At 70.7% G+C, this 18,533-nt stretch carries 15 protein-coding genes; 13 read left to right on the top strand and 2 right to left on the bottom strand.

The window, feature by feature from the left end:
- Positions 1 to 4: 4 nt before the first annotated feature.
- Both PYS65_RS33455 and PYS65_RS33460 read right to left on the bottom strand, forming a co-directional pair.
- Positions 5 to 1,219, bottom strand: a complete 1,215-nt coding sequence (locus PYS65_RS33455) for a serine hydrolase domain-containing protein (protein ID WP_279337717.1) — start codon at positions 1,217 to 1,219, stop codon at positions 5 to 7.
- A 31-nt stretch (positions 1,220 to 1,250) separates the two neighbouring features.
- Positions 1,251 to 2,063 carry an SDR family NAD(P)-dependent oxidoreductase gene (locus PYS65_RS33460; RefSeq protein ID WP_279337719.1) on the bottom strand — a complete coding sequence of 271 codons (813 nt, stop codon included), beginning with the start codon at positions 2,061 to 2,063 and terminating at the stop codon, positions 1,251 to 1,253.
- 233 nt (positions 2,064 to 2,296) lie between these two features.
- Here PYS65_RS33460 and PYS65_RS33465 point away from each other — a divergent pair, with 233 nt between their 5' ends.
- From PYS65_RS33465 to PYS65_RS33525, 13 genes are all read left to right on the top strand, one after another.
- Positions 2,297 to 3,493, top strand: coding sequence for a 4-hydroxybenzoate 3-monooxygenase (locus PYS65_RS33465; RefSeq protein ID WP_279337720.1), 1,197 nt, complete (start codon positions 2,297 to 2,299; stop codon positions 3,491 to 3,493).
- The gene (locus tag PYS65_RS33470; protein WP_279337721.1) at positions 3,490 to 4,194 is read left to right on the top strand and encodes an HD domain-containing protein; all 705 of its coding nucleotides are present in this window, start codon (positions 3,490 to 3,492) and stop codon (positions 4,192 to 4,194) included. Before PYS65_RS33465 ends, PYS65_RS33470 begins: the two co-directional genes overlap by 4 nt.
- A 119-nt stretch (positions 4,195 to 4,313) precedes the next feature.
- Positions 4,314 to 5,099 (top strand): IclR family transcriptional regulator, encoded by a 786-nt coding sequence (locus PYS65_RS33475; protein WP_279337722.1) that lies wholly within the window; start codon positions 4,314 to 4,316, stop codon positions 5,097 to 5,099.
- 130 nt (positions 5,100 to 5,229) lie between these two features.
- Positions 5,230 to 6,489, top strand: coding sequence for a cytochrome P450 (locus PYS65_RS33480; protein WP_279337723.1), 1,260 nt, complete (start codon positions 5,230 to 5,232; stop codon positions 6,487 to 6,489).
- 3 nt (positions 6,490 to 6,492) lie between these two features.
- Complete coding sequence (locus tag PYS65_RS33485) at positions 6,493 to 7,581, top strand: PEP/pyruvate-binding domain-containing protein (protein ID WP_279337724.1); 1,089 nt, start codon at positions 6,493 to 6,495, stop codon at positions 7,579 to 7,581.
- A 23-nt stretch (positions 7,582 to 7,604) separates the two neighbouring features.
- Complete coding sequence (locus tag PYS65_RS33490; RefSeq protein ID WP_279337725.1) at positions 7,605 to 9,425, top strand: PEP-utilizing enzyme; 1,821 nt, start codon at positions 7,605 to 7,607, stop codon at positions 9,423 to 9,425.
- Positions 9,426 to 9,431: 6 nt separating this feature from the next.
- Positions 9,432 to 10,196, top strand: coding sequence for an SDR family NAD(P)-dependent oxidoreductase (locus tag PYS65_RS33495; protein ID WP_279337726.1), 765 nt, complete (start codon positions 9,432 to 9,434; stop codon positions 10,194 to 10,196).
- 21 nt (positions 10,197 to 10,217) lie between these two features.
- Positions 10,218 to 10,538 (top strand): 2Fe-2S iron-sulfur cluster-binding protein, encoded by a 321-nt coding sequence (locus PYS65_RS33500; RefSeq protein WP_279337728.1) that lies wholly within the window; start codon positions 10,218 to 10,220, stop codon positions 10,536 to 10,538.
- A 6-nt stretch (positions 10,539 to 10,544) separates the two neighbouring features.
- On the top strand, positions 10,545 to 11,813 hold the full coding sequence (locus PYS65_RS33505) for an NAD(P)/FAD-dependent oxidoreductase (protein WP_279337729.1): 1,269 nt from the start codon (positions 10,545 to 10,547) through the stop codon (positions 11,811 to 11,813).
- A 12-nt stretch (positions 11,814 to 11,825) separates the two neighbouring features.
- Positions 11,826 to 12,497, top strand: a complete 672-nt coding sequence (locus PYS65_RS33510; RefSeq protein ID WP_279337730.1) for an HD domain-containing protein — start codon at positions 11,826 to 11,828, stop codon at positions 12,495 to 12,497.
- The gene (locus PYS65_RS33515) at positions 12,494 to 13,996 is read left to right on the top strand and encodes an aldehyde dehydrogenase family protein (RefSeq protein ID WP_279337731.1); all 1,503 of its coding nucleotides are present in this window, start codon (positions 12,494 to 12,496) and stop codon (positions 13,994 to 13,996) included. The genes PYS65_RS33510 and PYS65_RS33515 overlap by 4 nt, the downstream gene beginning before the upstream one ends.
- A 291-nt stretch (positions 13,997 to 14,287) precedes the next feature.
- On the top strand, positions 14,288 to 14,938 hold the full coding sequence (locus PYS65_RS33520; protein ID WP_279337732.1) for a DinB family protein: 651 nt from the start codon (positions 14,288 to 14,290) through the stop codon (positions 14,936 to 14,938).
- Between the two features lie 275 nt (positions 14,939 to 15,213).
- Positions 15,214 to 18,489 (top strand): LamG-like jellyroll fold domain-containing protein, encoded by a 3,276-nt coding sequence (locus tag PYS65_RS33525; RefSeq protein ID WP_279337733.1) that lies wholly within the window; start codon positions 15,214 to 15,216, stop codon positions 18,487 to 18,489.
- The last annotated feature ends 44 nt before the right edge of the window (positions 18,490 to 18,533 follow it).

Raw genomic sequence — 18,533 nt, forward strand, 5'->3', positions numbered from 1 at the left:
CGGGTCAGACGCTGGTTGCCGCGGAGGCGGCGATCGAGGAGAGCTTCTGGAAGCGGGCGACGTTGTCGCCCTCGTCCATCACTCCGGAGGAGAGGAAGCAGAAGGACATGCCCGAGACCGGGTCCACCCACAGCAGGGACGAACCGGCGCCGTAGGAGCCGAAGGTGCGCGGCGAGACGAACGGGCCGAAGAAACGGGCGTGCGTCCCCGTGCCGGCGAGGGCCATGCCCAGGCCCATGTTGCCCGGCGGGAGGTCCCACTTGCGGGCGGCGGCGACCATGCCGTAGAGGTCGTTGATCTGGTCGCCGGTCTGGTTGGTCGTGGCGAAGTCCAGCACCGACTCACCGATGAGCTGCTCCCCGGAGCCGGTGCGCCCCTTGTTCCGCAGCATCTCGGTGAACGCGAAGACGTCGTCGATGGTGGACACCGCGCCGACCCAGGGCATCTCGGCGTCCTCGCGGTCGATGACCTCGTTGAGGCACTCGATGTCCTCGGGCTTGAGCCAGGAGTCGTTGGCGACGATGACCTTCAGCGGAACGCCCAGGTCACGCCATTCGGCGGGCATCCCGAACCTGGTGTGCGTCATGCCGACGGGGCCGAAGACCTTCTCCTGCACGAGTTCCCGGAACGAGTCGGCACCGTAGGCGCGGCGGGCCATCTCGCCCATCAGCGCGTGGTTGATGGCCGCCGAGTAGTTCAGGTTCGTGCCCGGTTCGTGCACGACGTCGACGCCGCCCAGCGCCTCGATGACATCGGCGAGTACGGCGAAACCCTCCGGGCCCAGCCCCGGGTTGGGCGTCGCGGGCAGGCCGGCGCGATGCGTGAGCAGGTGGGCGAGGTTGATCCGGTCCTTGCGCGCCGCGCGGAACGGCTCGGTGCCGAAGAACTCGGGGATGAGGTCGACGACGCGGGTCGACAGCATCAGCCTGCCCTCGCTGAGGGCCCGGAAGACCAGGGCGTTGGTGAAGCCCTTGGACATGGACAGGATGCGGTAGACGTCGTCGCGCCGGGTCGGGCGGCCGGTTCGGGCGTCGGCCAGTCCGTAGCTGCCGCGCAGGGCGATCTCGCCGTGGCGGGCCACGATGACGTTCGCCCCGTGGTAGGCGCCGCTCTCGATGTCCGCGCGGATGGTCTCGTCCAGGATTTCGAGGAAGCGGCGCTCGACGCCGGGTGTCCCGGTGAGGGCGACCGCGGGCTTCGGGGCCTCGGTGTGCTGCACTGGATCTTCTCCGTCCGGTTGTCGATGGGGGTCAGAGCATGAGGGCGCCGCCGGAGGGCGCCAGGGTCTGACCGGTGTAGTGGCCCGCCGCGTCGGAGGCGAGGAAGAGGACCGTCCGGCCGATCTCGTCGGGCTCGGCCAGACGCTTCAGCGGCTGGAGGGAGAGCAGTGCCTGGACGTGGTCGTCGCCGGACGCCGTGAGCATGGCCGTCCTGATGCCGGCCGGGGCCAGCGCGTTGACCCGGATGTCGAAGGGGGCGAGCTCCGCCGCCACCGCCTTGGTGAGGCCCACGACCGCGGCCTTGGACGCCGGGTAGTAGGCGGGCATCGGCAGGCCGATGAGCCCCGCGACGGAGGCGAAGTTGACGATCGAGCCGCTGCCGCTCTCCTTCATCAGCGGTACGGCGGCACGGATCGTGTAGAAGGTGCCGTTGAGGTTGATCGCGACGACGCGGTCGAAGTCCTCGTCGGAGATGCCGTCCAGGAACTCGGGGTGGTAGGGCTCGCCGCTCTTGAAGGACTCGGTCATCTTCTGGTTGATCCCGTCCACCCACGCCTGCCCGGCCTTGTTCGGCGTGGCGACACCGGCGGCGTTCACGAGGACGTGCAGGCGGCCGTGATCCTCCCGGACCCGGTCGAAGACGCGGTTCACGGCGGCGGAGTCGGAGACGTCCGCGGCATGGCCCCGGACCCGCTCCAGACCGGCGAACTCGCGGTCGAGGTCCTCCTGCCGCAGATCCATGCCGTACACCGTGGCACCGGCTCCCGCCAGGGCCTTCACAGCGGCCAGGCCCATGCCCGAAGCCGCACCGGTGACGACCGCGATCCTGCCGTCGAGTTCCATAGTCGATCCCCTCGTCGTTGAGGTGTGACCTGCCGCTTCAGGGCAGGTCCTGCCTGCTGGCGGTGAAGTCCGGTCAACCTAACCAAGAATTTGACACCTGTCTAGGTTTGGTTCTCGAGGGGTTGTCCGGTGCCGGGATCCGATGGTTCGGACCGACGGGGTGCCCTGGTTCGATTCCACTGGGCGGAAGAGGGTTCTGGCCGGGCGGCTCGGACGGACGCAGAATGTCGCCCATGTCCTCCTCGCGCATTCACAGCCGTACACAGATCGGCATCGTCGGGGCCGGCCCCGCCGGCCTGATGCTCTCCCACCTGCTCGCCCGGGCCGGGATCGATTCCGTCGCGATCGACCTGCGCAGCCGCCGGGAGATCGAGGAGACCCACCGCGCCGGGATCCTCGAACAGGACTCGGTCGACCTGCTGGTCGGCACCGGCGTCTCGGACCGGGTGCACCGCGACGGTTACCGCCACGACGGCATCGAGCTGGCGTTCGGCGGGGGCGGCCACCGCATCGACTTCCAGGGACTGGTCGGCGCCTCGACCCAGCTCTACCCCCAGACCGACGTCTTCATCGACCTCGCCGACGCCCGCGAACGCGACGGCGGCGACGTCCGGTTCGGCGTCACCGACGTCACGGTCGACGGCCTCACCTTCGACTCCCCGGTCATGCGGTTCACCGACGCCGACGGCACCCGCCACGAGGTGCGCGCCGACTTCCTGGTGGGCGCCGACGGATCGCGCAGCCTGTGCCGCCGCGAGGTGCCGGAGGCGCGGCGCACGCAGTACTTCCGCGAGTACCCCTTCGCCTGGTTCGGCATCCTGACCGAGGCGGCGCCCAGCGCGCCGGAGCTGATCTACAACCACTCGCCGCGGGGCTTCGCGCTGATCAGCCAGCGCACCGAGACCCTCCAGCGGATGTACTTCCAGTGCGACCCCGCGGAGGACGCCGCCACCTGGTCCGACGACCGGATCTGGGAGGAGCTCCAGTCACGCGTCGGGGCCAACGGCCACACGCTCAAGGAGGGGCCCATCACCTCCAGGACCGTGCTGCCGTTCCGCAGCTTCGTCCAGGAGCCGATGCACCACGGCCGGCTGGTGCTCGCCGGCGACGCCGCGCACACCGTGCCGCCGACCGGCGCCAAGGGCCTCAACCTGGCCCTGGCCGACGTACGGGTACTGGCCGAGGAACTCGAGCGGGCGGTCGCGAGCGGTGACACCGCCCCGCTGGCGACCTACAGCGAGCGGGCCCTCGGCCGGGTCTGGAAGGCCCAGCACTTCTCCTACTGGATGACCACGATGCTGCACACGCTGCCGGGGGCCGGCCCGTTCGACGTCCGGCGCCAGGAGGGCGAACTGGCCGCGGTGACCGGCTCGACCGCGGGCTCGACCTACCTCGCCGAGGCCTACACCGGCTGGCCGGAAGGACGATGAACGAGATGAACACGGCACTGCCCCGTCAGAGCCCCACCGCCAACCAACTCGGCACGGACGTCACCGGCCATCTGCCCGACCGCGCCGGCGTGCCCGGTACCGCGGGCTTCCGGCCCGAGGACGACGCCGTGTGGCGCCTGGCCGTCGACCACCTCCACGTGCGGAGCAACGACGGCCACACCGCCTACTCCTACGGCCTCGCCGCGGCCCTGTGCGACCTGCATCCCGGTGCCGACCGCGATGTCGTGCTGCCCGCGATCATCCTCCACGACACCGGCTGGTCGAAGGTGCCCGAGGACGAGGTGCTCGAGGCCATCCGTCCCGGCGGGGGCCGCCGCGACCTCGTCCTGCGCCACGAGAAGGAGGGCGCCGCGATCGCCGCGGACATCCTCGCCCGGCTCGGCCACGATCCCGCGCGGACGGCCGAGATCGTCGAGATCATCGACGGCCACGACACCCGGCTCACCGCGCTCTCCCTCAACGACTCGCTGGTCAAGGACGCCGACAAGCTCTGGCGGCTCACCCCGCACGGCGTGGACACCGTCATGGACTGGTTCGGGCTGACCCGCGAGCAGGCGCACACGCTGATCGGCAGCCGGGTCCACGACCACCTGTTCACCGACACCGCCCGCACCATGGCCCGCGCCCTCGCCGCGGTCGCGACGATCGACAGCACGCCCCAGCGGATCGCGCTCGGCTGAGACGGGCGGGGAACCTCCGGCCGACGGGCCGTGCCCGTGCGGGGCACGGCCCGCCCCACGTGCTCGACGAGCCGCCCACCGTGCGCGACGATGGCATTTCGACGATCTCTGGAGGTCCCATGCGCGGTGACGGCCGCACGGTGACCTCGAAGGCGTTCGCACTGCTCAGCGCCTTCGAGAGCGGTCCCAACGCGCAGTCCCTGAGCGACCTCGCCGAGCACGCCGGCCTGCCCCTGCCCACCGCGCACCGTCTCGTGAGGGAACTCGTCGAGTGGGGCGCGCTGGAACGTGACGAGCAGGGCCGCTACACCGTGGGTCTGCGGCTGTGGGAGGTCGCCCAGAACGCCGGCCGCCATCTGCGCGACACCGCGCGGCCCTACCTCCAGGACCTGTTCTCCCTCACCCACGAGACCGCGCACATCGCGATCAGGGACGGCGACGAGGCCCTCTACATCGACCGGATCTACGGCTCCACCCGGGTCCCCCGCGCCTCCCGCGTCGGCGGCCGTCTGCCGCTGCACGCCACCGCGGTCGGCAAGGTGCTGCTGGCCTACGAGGAGGAGTGGGTGCGCGCCGCGTACCTCGACCACCGGCTCGAGGCGGCCACCCGGCACACCCACGTCAACCCCGGACGGCTGGCCGCGGAGCTGCGCAGGGTCCGCGACGAGGGCTACGCGACCACCCAGGAGGAGGTGCGCGCCGGATCGTGCTCGATCGCCGTCCCGGTCCGCATCGAACCCCACCCGGCCGCCATCGGCCTGGTCATGCTGTCGAGCGACGGAAGCACCATGACCCGCCACCTGCCGGCCCTGCGAGGCATCGCGCGCCGCATCGAGGCGGCCGCCGTCCGCCCCCAGCCCAGCCTCGCCCGCATCCCGCGACGGCCGGGCCGCGGACGCTCCTGACCTTGCGCGGGCCGCCTCGGTGCGGCGCGCGAACCACTTCCGTCCAACGGAAGTCACACATGGACCTTCCAGGTGCCCGGGGCCACGATGAGGTGGTCGTCACACGGCGACGTGATGAACAGGAGGCGGGATGACGTCGACCCAGACCCCGGCCGGCACGGCTCCGGGCTGTCCGATCCATCACGGCTACGAGCCGTTCGCCCAGGACGACCCGTTCCCGTCGTACGCCGCCCTCCGCGCGGAGGAGCCGGTGATGTACGACGAGCGGATCGGCTACTGGGTGGTGAGCCGCTACGACGACATCAAGGCCGTTTTCGAGGACTGGGAGACCTTCTCCTCCGAGAACGCCCAGGCGCCGGTGCGTGAGCGCGGTCCGCAGGCGAAGCAGATCATGGAGGAGGGCGGCTTCACCGCCTACTCCGGCCTCTCCGCCCGGGTCCCCCCGGAGCACACCCGGATCCGCAAGGTCGCCGCCAAGGCGTTCACCCCGCGCCGGTTCAAGGTGCTCGAACCCGAAATCCGCGCCAACGTCGTACGGCTGCTCGAAGCGATGCTGGCCCGCCCCGAGCGCCACGGCGACCTGGTCCGGGACCTGGCCTACGACGTACCGACGATCACGATCCTCACCCTGATCGGCGCCGACGTCTCGCAGATCGACACCTTCAAGCGCTGGTCGGACTCCCGCTCGGCCATGACCTGGGGAGACCTCTCCGACGAGGAACAGGTGCCGCACGCCCACAACCTCGTCGAGTACTGGGCGGAATGCCGCCGGCTGGTCGCCGAGGCTCACGAGACCGGGCGGGACAGCCTGGTCGGCGACATGGTCCGGATGCAGGCGGAGGGCGACCCGATCAGCGACCACGAGATCGCCTCGGTCTGCTACTCACTGCTCTTCGCCGGGCACGAGACCACCACCACACTGATCTCCAACGCCCTGCGGGTGCTGCTCTCCCACCCCGAGCAGTGGCGTCGGATCGTCGAGGACCCCCGTCGCATCCCCGGCGCGGTCGACGAGGTGCTGCGCTACAGCCCCTCCATCGTCGGCTGGCGCCGAAAGGCCCTGCGCGACGCCGAGATCGGCGGTGTGGCGGTCCCGAAGGGCGCCGACATCCTGCTGCTGATGGGTTCGGCCAACCGCGACGCGTCCCGCTTCGAGGACGCCGAGTCCTTCGACATCGGCCGGGCCAACGCCCGTGAGCACCTGTCCTTCGGATTCGGCATCCACTACTGCCTCGGCAACATGCTGGCCAAGCTCCAGGCGAAGATCACGCTCGAGGAGACCGCCCGCCTCGCCCCCGGCCTCCGCCTGGCCGACGACTCCGACATCCACTTCGGTGACAACCTCTCCTTCCGCGCGCCCGCCGCGGTCAGGGTGACTTGGGAGGACTGACCCGTGAACGACTCCATTGTCTTCTTCGACAGCGGCCACGCGCCGACACTGGCGCTGCTCGGCGGCAAGTGCGCCTCGCTGGTCTCCATGACCACCGCCGGCATGCCCGTACCGCCCGGCTTCGCCGTGACCACGGTCGCCTTCGACCGCTTCGTCGACGGCAGCGGCCTGCGCGAGGAGATCCAGGCCGCCCTCGCCGAGATCGACCCCGACGACGTCGCGTGCGTCGACCGGGTGTCGGCGAGGATCCGGGCCGCGATCGAGTCCCGGGACGTCCCCGACGACATGCACGGCATGCTGCAAGGCGCCTACGACACCCTGATGGCGCGGTTCCCCGAGGAGGTGCCGGTCGCGGTCCGCTCGTCCGCGACCGCCGAGGACCTCCCCGACGCCAGCTTCGCCGGCCAGCAGGACACCTACCTCTGGCTCACCGGCTACCCCGCCGTGCGGGAACACGTGCGACGGTGCTGGGCCTCGCTCTACACCAGCAGGGCGATCACCTACCGGCTGCGCAACAACATCCCCGAGCAGGACCTGTCGATGGCCGTCGCGGTGCAGAAGATGGTCAACGCCCGCTCCTCGGGCGTCGCGATGACCCTCGACCCCGTCAACGGCGACCGCTCCAAGATCGTGATCGACGCCTCGTGGGGGGTCGGCGAGATGGTGGTCTCCGGACAGGTCACCCCCGACAACATCCTGCTCGACAAGGTCATGCTCACCGTGGTCGGCGAGCACCTCGGCGACAAGCACGCCGAACTCGTCCCCGACCCGCGGACCGGCTCGCTCGTCGAACGCGAGGTCGAGCCGGACCGCCGCGCGGTGCGCTGTCTGACCGACGACGAACTGCTCGCCGTCGCGGCCCTGGCCAAGCGGGCCGAGAAGCACTACGGCTGCCCGCAGGACGTCGAGTGGGCACTCGACGCCGACCTGCCCGGCGGCGAGAACCTCCTGCTCCTGCAGTCCCGCCCGGAGACGGTGCACTCCGCTGCTCCGGCCGCCCCGGCCGCCCCGGCCGCCCCGGCCGCTCCCAGGGCCTCGGGCCCGGCCGGCTTCTCCATGACCGGTCTCACCTCCTCCCTCATTGGCCGCTGAGCCCGAACCGCAGAGGAACCCGCATGACCATCGAACAGACGATGAAGTCTTTCCCGAAGCCCTCGGAGATCGAGGTGCCCGCCGGTGCGGAGGGGTGGGAGAAGCTCTACCCCTACCACCTCGTCTTCGACAACGCCCCCGGCGGCGACGAGAAGTTCTGGTTCTGCGACAGCCAGCACTGGCCCACGGTGTTCAAGCCGTTCGAGACCATCGGCGGTGAGTTCGCGGTCAAGTGTCTCGGCCAGTACAACACCCGCCACCTGCTGATCCCGCCGGCGAACGGCATCGAGTTCAAGATCCACCTCGGCTATCTGTACATGAGCCCGGTGCCGGTGCCGGAGGGCGAGATCGCCGTCCGCGTACCGGAGTTCGAACGCCGCGCCGGCCACTACTTCCAGAACTGGGACAGCCTGCTGGAGGCCTGGCACTCCAAGGTCCGCGCCACGATCGACGAGATGGAGGAACTCGAGTTCACCGCGCTGCCCGACGCCGTGCCGTTCGACGACATCGTCTCCGGCAAGGCCATGGACGGCTCCCAGGTGCTGATGGAGAACTACGACCGCCTGATCGCCCTGCTCTACCGCAACTGGCAGTACCACTTCGAGTTCCTCAACCTCGGATACCTCGCCTACCTCGACTTCTTCGGCTACTGCAAGGAAGTGTTCCCCGGCATCCCCGACCAGGCCATCGCGAAGATGGTGCAGGGCGTCGACATGGAACTGTTCCGGCCCGACGACGAGTTGAAGAAGCTCGCCGTCAAGGCCGTGGAGATGAAGCTCCAGACGGCGTTCGCCGACCCCGACGACGTCGAGGGCACCCTGCGGACGGTCCGCGACGCGGGGGGCGAGGAGTGGCTCGCGGCGTACGAGGCCGCGCAGGACCCGTGGTTCAACTTCACCGTAGGCAACGGCTTCTACGGCCACGACAAGTACTGGCTGGAGCACCAGGAGATCCCGCTCGGCTACATCAAGGACTACATCCGGCGCGTCGACGAGGGGCAGGACATCATGCGGCCCGTCGACGCGCTGATCGCCGAGAAGGAGCGGATCGTCGGGGAGTACCGCGACCTGCTCCAGGGGGAGGCGCAGGAGCAGTTCGACGCCAAGCGCGGCCTCGCCGCCACCGCCTACCCCTACGTCGAGAACCACAACTTCTACATCGAGCACTGGACCATGGGCGTCTTCTGGCGCAAGGTCCGCGAGCTCGCCCGCGTGTTCACCGACGCCGGCTTCTGGGCCGAGCCCGCCGACATGCTCTACCTCAACCGCAACGAGGTGCGCGACGCGCTCTTCGACCTCGTCACCGGCTGGGCGGTCGGCGCCGAGTCGGCCGGACCGCACTACTGGCCGGCCGAGATCGAGCGGCGCCGCGGCATCATCGACGCGCTCTCCACCCGCCGTCCGCAGCCGGCGCTCAACACCCCGCCCGCCCAGATCACCGAGCCCTTCACGATGATGCTCTACGGCATCACCACCGACCAGGTACAGCAGTGGCTGGCCGGGGACGAGGGCGGTGACGACGGTGCCATCACCGGCATGGCCGCCTCGCCGGGCGTGGTCGAGGGAACGGCCCGCCTGATCACCTCCGCCGACCAGCTCGGTGAGATCCAGGACGGCGAGATCCTCGTGGCCACGATCACCGCGCCGTCCTGGGGCCCGATCTTCGGCAAGATCAAGGCGACCGTCACCGACATCGGCGGCATGATGAGCCACGCCGCCATCGTCTGCCGCGAGTACGGCCTGCCCGCCGTGACCGGCACCGGCTCGGCCTCGACCACCATCCGCACCGGCCAGCGTATCCGCGTCGACGGCACCGCCGGCCGTGTCGAGATCCTGGAGAGCTGAGCCACCATGTCGCTCCCTCACCCTCAGGCGTCCGCCCGCACCGTCCTCGTGACCGGTGCCGCGGGCGGCCTGGGCCGGGCCTTCGCCCTCGGCTTCGCCGGCCGTGGCTACCGCGTCGCCGTCGCCGACCTCGACATCGACGGCGTCAAGGAGACGGCCCGCCAGGTCCAGAACACCGGGGCCGACGCCTGGCACGGGCGCGTCGACGTCACGGACACCGACTCCACCGAGGAACTCGCCGCCCGGGTCGCGGACTTCGGCGGCGGCCGGATCGACGTCCTCGTCAACAACGCGGCCGTGTACGGCACCGTCACCCGCTCGCCGCTCGAGGACATCGACCCCGCGGAATGGGACCTCGTGATGGCGGTCAACCTCAAGGGGCCGTGGCTGATGACCCGCGCCGTCAGCCCGCACCTGCCCGAAGGCGGCCGGGTCGTCAACCTCTCCTCGGCCACCGTCTACAGCGGCTCGGAGAACTGGGCGCACTACGTCGCCTCCAAGGGCGGCGTCATCGCGCTCACCCGGGTGATGGCCAAGGAACTCGGCCGCCGCTCGATCACCGTCAACGCGATCGCGCCGGGCTTCACCCTCACCGAGGCGAGCCGCGGCCTGCTCGAGGACGCCGAGTCCTACGGCGTCGACCGCGGCTCCCTGCGGCGGGCCAGCCGGCCCGAGGACATCGTCGGCGCCGCGCTCTACCTCGCCGGCCCCGACAGCGACTTCGTCACCGGCCAGACCCTGGTCGTCGACGGCGGCCGCCAGTTCATCTGACCTCGAACCAGGAGGAAAGTCATGCCCCAGGTCACCTATACCGACCACACCGGCGCGTCCCGCACGGTGGCGGCCAACGTCGGCGACTCGGTCATGGAGACCGCGGTCCGCAACGGCGTCCCCGGCATCGTCGCCGAGTGCGGCGGCTCCCTGTCCTGCGCCACCTGCCACGTGTACGTCGACCAGGACGCCCTCGACTCGCTCCCGCCGATGGAGGAGATGGAGGACGAGATGCTCTGGGGCGCCGCCGAGGACCGTCAGGACAACTCCCGTCTCTCCTGCCAGCTCAAGGTCACCGACGGCTGCGACCTGCACGTGACCACCCCGACCACCCAGGTGTGAACGACCATGGCTGACGGACTGCTGATCATCGGCTCCTCGCAGGCCGGCGTCTCGCTCGCCACCTCCCTGCGCGCGCTCGGGTACGACGACCCGATCACCCTGCTCGGCGACGAGAACCACCGCCCCTACCAGCGGCCCGCCCTGTCGAAGGAATGGCTGCAGGGGGAGATCACCAACGAGTCGCTGATGTTCCGCACCCAGGAGTACTGGGACGAACACCGCATCGACGTGGTGAAGAACGAACGCATCATCCGCATCGACAAGAACGACGACGGCTCGGGCGTCGCCCACTCCATGTCGGGCGCCGACTTCCCCTTCGACCGGCTGGCGCTGGCCGTCGGCGCGCGGGCCCGGCGGCTGCTGCTCGACGGCGTCGACCTGCCCGGCGTCCTCTACCTCCGCAACGCCGACGACGCCCTCGAACTCAAGGCCCGGATACCCGACGTACGCGACGTGGTCGTGATCGGCGGCGGCTTCATCGGCATCGAGGCGGCCGCCTCCCTGACCAGGATGGGCCGCTCGGTCACCCTGCTCGAGGCGGCGCCCCGGCTGGTGCCGCGGGCCGTCGGCGAGGAGACCTCGGCGTACCTCCTCGACCACCACCGGGCCACCGGCATGGACATCGTGCTCGGCGCCTCGGTCCGCCGCATCGTGCCCCGCGGCGACCGGGTCGGCGGCGTCGAACTCGCCGACGGCCGGACGGTCCCCGCCGACCTGGTGCTGGTCGGCGTCGGCGTCATCCCCCACACCGAACTGGCCGAATCGATCGGCCTGGTGTGCGACAACGGTGTGCGGGTCGACGAGTCCGCCCTCGCCTCCGACGGGGTCACCGTCGCCGTCGGCGACTGCGCGAACCTGCCCAACCCCGTCCCCGGCGCCCCCGCCGGCGACCGGGTGCGCTTCGAGAGCGTCAACAACGCCGTCGAACAGGCCAAGGTGGCGGCCTACGCCATCACCGGCCGCCGCGAGGAGTACGCGGGCATCCCGTGGTTCTGGTCCAACCAGGGAGACATCAAGCTCCAGATCGCGGGGCTGTCCACCGGGTACGACCGCACGCTGGTCCGCGCCGACCCGGAGCGAGGAAAGCACTCGGTCCTCTACTACCGCGGTGATCGCATCCTCGCCGCCGACTGCGTCAACCACCCGCTGGACTTCATGGCGGTCCGGGGCGCGCTGGCCAAGGGCCTGTCCATCCCCCACGACGCCGCCGCAGACCCGTCCGTCCAGCTCAAGTCCGTGACCGTCGACCCGGCCGCCCTGGTCGCGGCCGACTGAGAAGGGAACCCCATGCCCACCGCGCTGCCCCCCGAGCGCCCCGTACCGGCGCCCGGACCGGTCGACACCTCACCCATCTCGTTGACCCCGGCCCCCGGCGACGATCTCGACCCCATATGGAAGGCGGTCGTCCCCGAGACCCGCACCCGCGCCAACGACATCCACCTGCCGATCTCGCTGGCCTATGCCGAGCGGCTGTGCGACTCCTTCCCCCACGCCGACCGGCTGCTGGTGCGCGTGGCGATCCAGCTGCACGACACCGGGTGGGGGAGGGTCGACGAGGAGCGCATCCTCTCCGAGGGCTTCTCCGGCGACTGGCGCAAGGCCGAGATCCGGTTCGAGCACGAGAGGCAGGGCTGCGCGATCGCCCGTGAGGTGCTGCCCCCACTCGGCTACGACGACACGTTCGTCCAGCAGGTCTGCGACATCATCGACGGGCACGACACCCGCAAGGAGGCGTACTCGCTGGAGGACGCGCTGGTCCGCGACGCCGACCGGCTGTGGCGCTTCGACCCCGCCGGGATCGCGCTGGCCTCCGGCTGGTTCCGCATGGACCCCGCGGCCTACAGCGACCGGCTCGAGACGGAGATCATTCCCGAACTGCTCACCGCCCCGGCCGTCGCCATGGCCACCGCCACCCTCAACCGCTCGCGCGCCCTGCTCAAGACGGCCGTGATCCGGTGAGCGCCACCGATGCCCGGCCGGCGACCGGACGGACGGCGCCCACCCGGCCGGAGCCCCGCTGGACCCATGTGGACGATCTCTACGCCGACGGCGCCTGGATCCGCTCGACCGCCGCTGCCCGGCTGCCGTTGGTCGATCCGGCCACCGGCCGGGAGTGGGGATCGGTCCCGGACTGCTCGGCCGACGACGTCGACGCCGCGCTGTCCGCCGCCGACCGGGCCTTTCGCACCGGCCCGTGGCCGCGGACCACGCCGTCGCAGCGGGCCGCACTGCTGCTGCGGATCGCCGACGAGGTCGAGGCCCGCGCCGCCGACACGGCGCTGACCAACACCCTGGAGAACGGCTCACCGATCAGCGAGACCCGCGGCGCCGCCGCGAACGCGGCGGGCATCCTGCGGCACGTCGCCGGACTGGCGTCCTGGCTCGAGGACGAGGACGTACGGCCGTTCCCGGCGGGGGGCGCCGAGACCGTCGTACGCAGGGACCCGGTGGGCCCGTGCGTGCTGATCGCGCCCTGGAACTTCCCGATCAACCTCATGGTGGTCAAGCTGGCGCCGGCCCTGCTCGCAGGCTGCACGGTCGTCATGAAACCCGCGCCCGGCACATCGCTGTCGATCCGGTTCGTGGTCGAGGCGTGCGAGGCCGCCGGTCTCCCGCCCGGGGTGGTCAACCTGGTCACCGGCGGCGGTGAGGCCGGCGACCGGCTGGTGCGCCACCCGCTCACGGCCAAGGTCGCCTTCACCGGGTCGACCCCGGTCGGCCGCCGGATCGCGGCCGCGTGCGGCGAACTGCTGCGACCGGTCACCCTCGAACTCGGCGGCAAGTCCTCGGCGATCGTGCTCCCCGACGCGGACCTCGAACAGATGTCCGCGGCGCTGATCCGCACCTGTCTGCGCAACACCGGGCAGACCTGCTACGTCTCCACCCGCATCCTGGCCCCCTCGGAGCGCTACGAGGAGGTGGTCGACATGGTCACCCGCACGGTCGGGGCCGCCCCGCAGGGCGACCCCTTCGACGAGCGCACCGTGTTCGGACCCATGGCCTCGCGGGCGCAGTACGAGGCGGTGTGCGACCACCTCGAGTCGGCCCACGAGGAAGGGGCGCGAGCGACCGTCGGCGGACGCCCCGCCGACACGGAGCGGGGCTGGTTCATCGAGCCGACGGTTTTCGCCGACGTCACCCCCGGCATGCGGATCGCGCGCGAGGAGGTCTTCGGGCCGGTGGTGAGCGTCCTGCGCTACGACGACGTCGACGAGGCGGTCGCCCTCGCCAACGACACGTCGTTCGGGCTGGGCGGCGTGGTGTTCTCCGCCGACCGCGAGGCCGCGCAGGCGGTCGCCGAACGCATGGACACCGGATCCGTCGGCGTGAACTTCTTCGGCTCCAACCACAACGCCCCCTTCGGCGGGCGGCACGACTCGGGGCTGGGCGTCGAGTACGGGATCGAGGGCCTGTCCCAGTACGTCACCTTCAAGTCGATCCACCGCCGTACCGGCTGACCCCCCGGCAGGCCCGCCGGCCGGCACGGCCCGCGACGAGCGGCGGCCGCGACGGCATCCCACTGGAGAAGGAGGCGGTGAAGGGGGCGCCTGGGGCAACTGGATTTCCCCGAAAGCCGGTTGAGGGCAGTTCAGCTACGGCGTCACCCCCTCGGACAAGTACGTCACACCCTCGAAGTCCGACATCCGTACCGCGTTCTCCTCTGTCCTCGGACGATGACCCCTGGGCGCCCTCGACGCCGGCCGTCGTGCGGCGCCCGGCTGTCAGTGCCCGGTGCGAGACTGCGGGGCATGACGAACCCGGAATCGAACCTGAACCCGAACCCCGACCTGGAACAGGACCCGAAAGCGGACCTGACCCGATATCTGCAGGACGCCAGGGAAGCCCTGGTGTGGAAGCTCGAGGGGCTCTCGGAGTACGACGTCCGCCGCCCGCTGACACCCACCGGCACCAACCTGCTGGGGCTGGTCAAGCACGCCGCCGGAGTGGAACTAGGGTACTTCGGCGACGTGTTCGGCCGGCCCTTCTTCCGGAAGGATCCGCCGTCCTGGTGGTACACGCAGGACGCCGAACCCAACGCGGACATGTGGGCCACCGCGGACGAGTCACGCGAGGAGATCGTCGGGCTCTACCACCGGGCGTGGGAGCACGCGGACAGTACGTTCGCCGCGCTCCCGCTCGACACCGTCGGTCATGTGCCGTGGTGGCCGAAGGAGCGGAGGGAGGCCACGCTGCACCACCTCCTGGTGCGGGTGATCGCCGACACCCACCGGCACGCCGGCCATGCGGACATCGTGCGGGAGCTCATCGACGGGGCCGTCGGCTGGGGGAAGAGGGCGAGCGATCTGCCGTCCGGTGACGCGGCCTGGTGGGAGGCCCACCGGGCCCGGCTGGAGCACGCGGCGAGGGAGGCGGACAGCCGCCGGCCGACCGAGGCGTAGCAAGCCCGACAAATCCTCGTGGCGGCACGGGTCTTGACGGGCAGTCGGCTGTGCGGAAGGTCTGGACAGCCGACTGCCGACGTGTTGTCATTCCGCTGCACAGTGAATTTCCAACGTTGGAATAGCGTCCGGCCGTCGCGGCTCCGGCTCCGGTGCCGTGCCGTACCGGTGGTTCCGCGTGGGCCGCCGGTGAACCCCCCCTGCCCGCCCGGCCGTCGACCTGACGCGGTCCCGTTTCGTCCTGTCCCCATGCCCCCTGCGCGAGGAAAGGTTCGATGACAAGACAACACACCCGCCCGAGAGCCCGGTGGTGGGCTCTGCTGACCGCCGCGGCCCTGCTCCTGCCCACGAGCGCGGCAGTCCCCGCCGCGGCGGCGGCGGAGCCCGTGAGCACCGGCACGTCCGCGCGTACCGCCGGTGCGGCGGCCGATGCCGCCGTCGAGCCACACGGCCTGAAGGGCGAGTACTTCAGCATGTCGGCGCCGGGAGCACGGGATTTCGCCGTGCTCGGCGGCACCCTCCTGGAGTCGCAGATCAACTTCTCCGGCCTGACGAGTACGTTCGAGGAGCTGACCGGGAGGACGGAGCACACGACCGCCCGCTGGACGGGGCAGATCGAGGCGCCGAAGACCGACGACTACACGTTCCACGCCATCGGGGACAACGGATTCCGGCTCTTCATCGACGACAAGCCGGTCATCGACCACTGGGAACCGGACTGGGACAGGGAACAGACCAGCGAGCCGGTCAGGCTCACCGCCGGTGAACGGCTCACCTTCCGGCTGGAGATGTTCCAGGACTTCGGCGGGTCGAACATGTTCCTGCGCTGGTCGAGCCCGACGACGCCCAAACAACTCGTCCCCGAGTCGGCGTTCACACCGCCCGCCGGCTTCGAGGTCTTCCCGGTGGACCTGTCGGTCGCCGCGGACGGGAAGCGGCTGCGCGCCCGCTTCGAGGACCGGGTCGGGGACCTCGCCGAGGTCGCGGAGCACCTGAAGATCGAGGCCGACACCACCGCCATGCCGGTCACGTCGGCGAAGGCGGTACCCGGCGACCGCAGCTCCCTCCTCGTCACGCTCGCGAAGCCGATCCAGAAGAACCAGCAGGTCCGGTTCACCTACGACGGCGAGGGCGGCCTGACGGCCGGCGGCAAGACCGTCCCCCGGATCGTCCGCTACGCGACGAACACCTCCGAGCACCGTCTCACCACCAAGTGGGGCGACACGCTGGACAGGAAGAACCCGCTGCCGGAGTACCCCCGTCCGCAGCAGGTGCGGTCCCAGTGGAAGAACCTCAACGGGACCTGGCAGTTCAGTGGCGCCGAGGCGGGCGAGCAGCCGGTCTTCGGCAAGAACCTGGACGAGAGGATCACCGTGCCGTTCCCCGTCGAGTCCCAGCTGTCCGGGCTCGAGCGGCACGAGGACCACATGTTCTACCGCAAGCTCGTCGAGGTGCCGAAGAGCTGGAAGGTCGGTGAGGGCAAGCGGCTGAAGCTCCACTTCGGCGCCGTGGACTACCAGGCCCGCGTCTGGGTCAACGGCCGGAAGGTCGCCGAACACACCGGCGGCTACACCGCGTTCAGCGCCGACATCACCGACGCGCTCAAGGGCAGAGGGGCGCAGGAGGTCGTGGTCGCGGTCACCGACACCGGCGGCGCCGACCAGCCGACGGGCAAGCAGCACACCCGTCCCAGCGGCATCTTCTACACCCAGTCGTCCGGCATCTGGCAGACGGTCTGGATGGAGCCCGTCGCCGAGCGGGCCGTTGACAACGTCGTCACCACACCGGACATCGGCAACAGCAGCCTGGCGGTGACCGTCGAGTCCGAGAGCGCCTCCTCGAAGGCGCGGGTGGAGGCCGTCGCCCGTGACGCCCGCGGCAAGGTCGTCGGCAGGGTCAGCGGTCCGGCCAACCGCGAGCTCCGGCTCCCCGTGGCGAAGCAGCGCCTGTGGAGCCCCGACGACCCCTACCTCTACGACCTCGACGTCAGGCTGACCGACGGCCGGTCGGCGGACGAGGTCACCGGCTACTTCGGCATGCGCGAGATCGGGATCGAGGAGGTCGGCGGCTACCGGAAGCTGGTGCTCAACGGAGAGCCCGTCTTCTCCCTCGCCACCCTCGACCAGGGGTTCTGGCCCGACGGCCTCCACACCGCCCCCAGCGACAAGGCACTGGCCTTCGACCTCGAGGCGCACAAGAAGCTCGGCTTCAACGCCGTCCGCAAGCACATCAAGGTGGAGCCGGCCCGCTGGTTCCACCACGCCGACAAGCTCGGCCTGCTGGTCTGGCAGGACTTCGTCTCCGGGAACCTCACCAGCGAGACCGGACAGAAGGCCTTCGTCGACCAGGGCCGCGCGATGATGCGCCAGCACCACAACTCGCCCTCGGTCATCGGCTGGATCGTCTTCAACGAGGGCTGGGGCGAGTGGAACCGCGAGGAGAGCGGCCGCCTCGCCGAGTCGGTGAAGGCCGCCGACCCCTCCCGCGTCGTCAACGCCCACAGCGGTGTCAACTGCTGCAACTCCAAGGGTGATTCGGGCAAGGGCGACATCATCGACCACCACGACTACAACAACGAGGACCCGCCCTTCCCCGACCACCGGGCGGCCATGGACGGCGAGCACGGCGGCTTCACCCTGCGCACCCCGGGCCACATGTGGCCGGGCACGCCGACGGTGATCTACAGCGGCGTCGCCGACAAGGAGGCACTGACCCGCAAGTACGTGGAGAACACCGAGCGGTTCTACCTCGACCAGGCCGCCGCCGAACTCTCCGGTTCGGTGTACACACAGATCACCGACCTGGAGAACGAACTGAACGGCCTCTACACCTACGACCGCCGGGAGATCAAGGTCGACCCGGTCCGGGTGCGCGAGGCCAACCGCAAGGTGATCGCGGCCGGCGCCGCCGCGGGCGAGCGGGAGCAACTCAAGGGCGGCGGCCACTGGGCCCTCGACGAGGGCACCGGCACGATCGCGAAGGACGGCGGCCCCAACGGCAAGCCCCTGACGCTCACCGGAGGCGCCGGCTGGACCCCCGGTGTCAGCGGCAGCGCGCTCGAGTTCGACGGGCAGGGGCAGCACGCCGAGACCGACGGCCCCGTGCTCGACACCACCGGCAGCTACTCGGTCGCCGGCTGGGTCAGGCTCGACTCGCTCCCCGGCAACTACGCCACCGCGATCAGTCAGGACGGGCGGCGCCAGGCCAGCCCCTTCTACCTGCAGTACGGGCAGGGCGCCTTCGCCTTCAGTACCCCCGACGGGAAGCGCGCCAGGCTGGAGACGAAGCCGGACACGGGCCGCTGGTACCACCTCGTCGGTGTGCGTGACGCCGCGCGGGGCGAGATCGACCTCTACGTCGACGGCGTTCCGGCGGCGACCGCCACCGCCGGCCCCGCCTATGTCGGCTCGGGGCCGCTCGCCGTGGGCCGTGCCCAGTGGAACGGCACCGACACGGACTTCTGGGACGGCGCGGTGGACGAGGTCCACGCGTTCGACAGGGCCCTCACCGCCGAGGAGGTGAAGGCCCTGCACGACCGGGAGGAGCCGTGACCGGCCGGGCAGGCACGGTCGCCTGTGCCTGCCGGCAGTAGCGG

Origin of the sequence: Streptomyces cathayae (assembly GCF_029760955.1) — a bacterium.
GTDB lineage: Bacteria > Actinomycetota > Actinomycetes > Streptomycetales > Streptomycetaceae > Streptomyces > Streptomyces cathayae.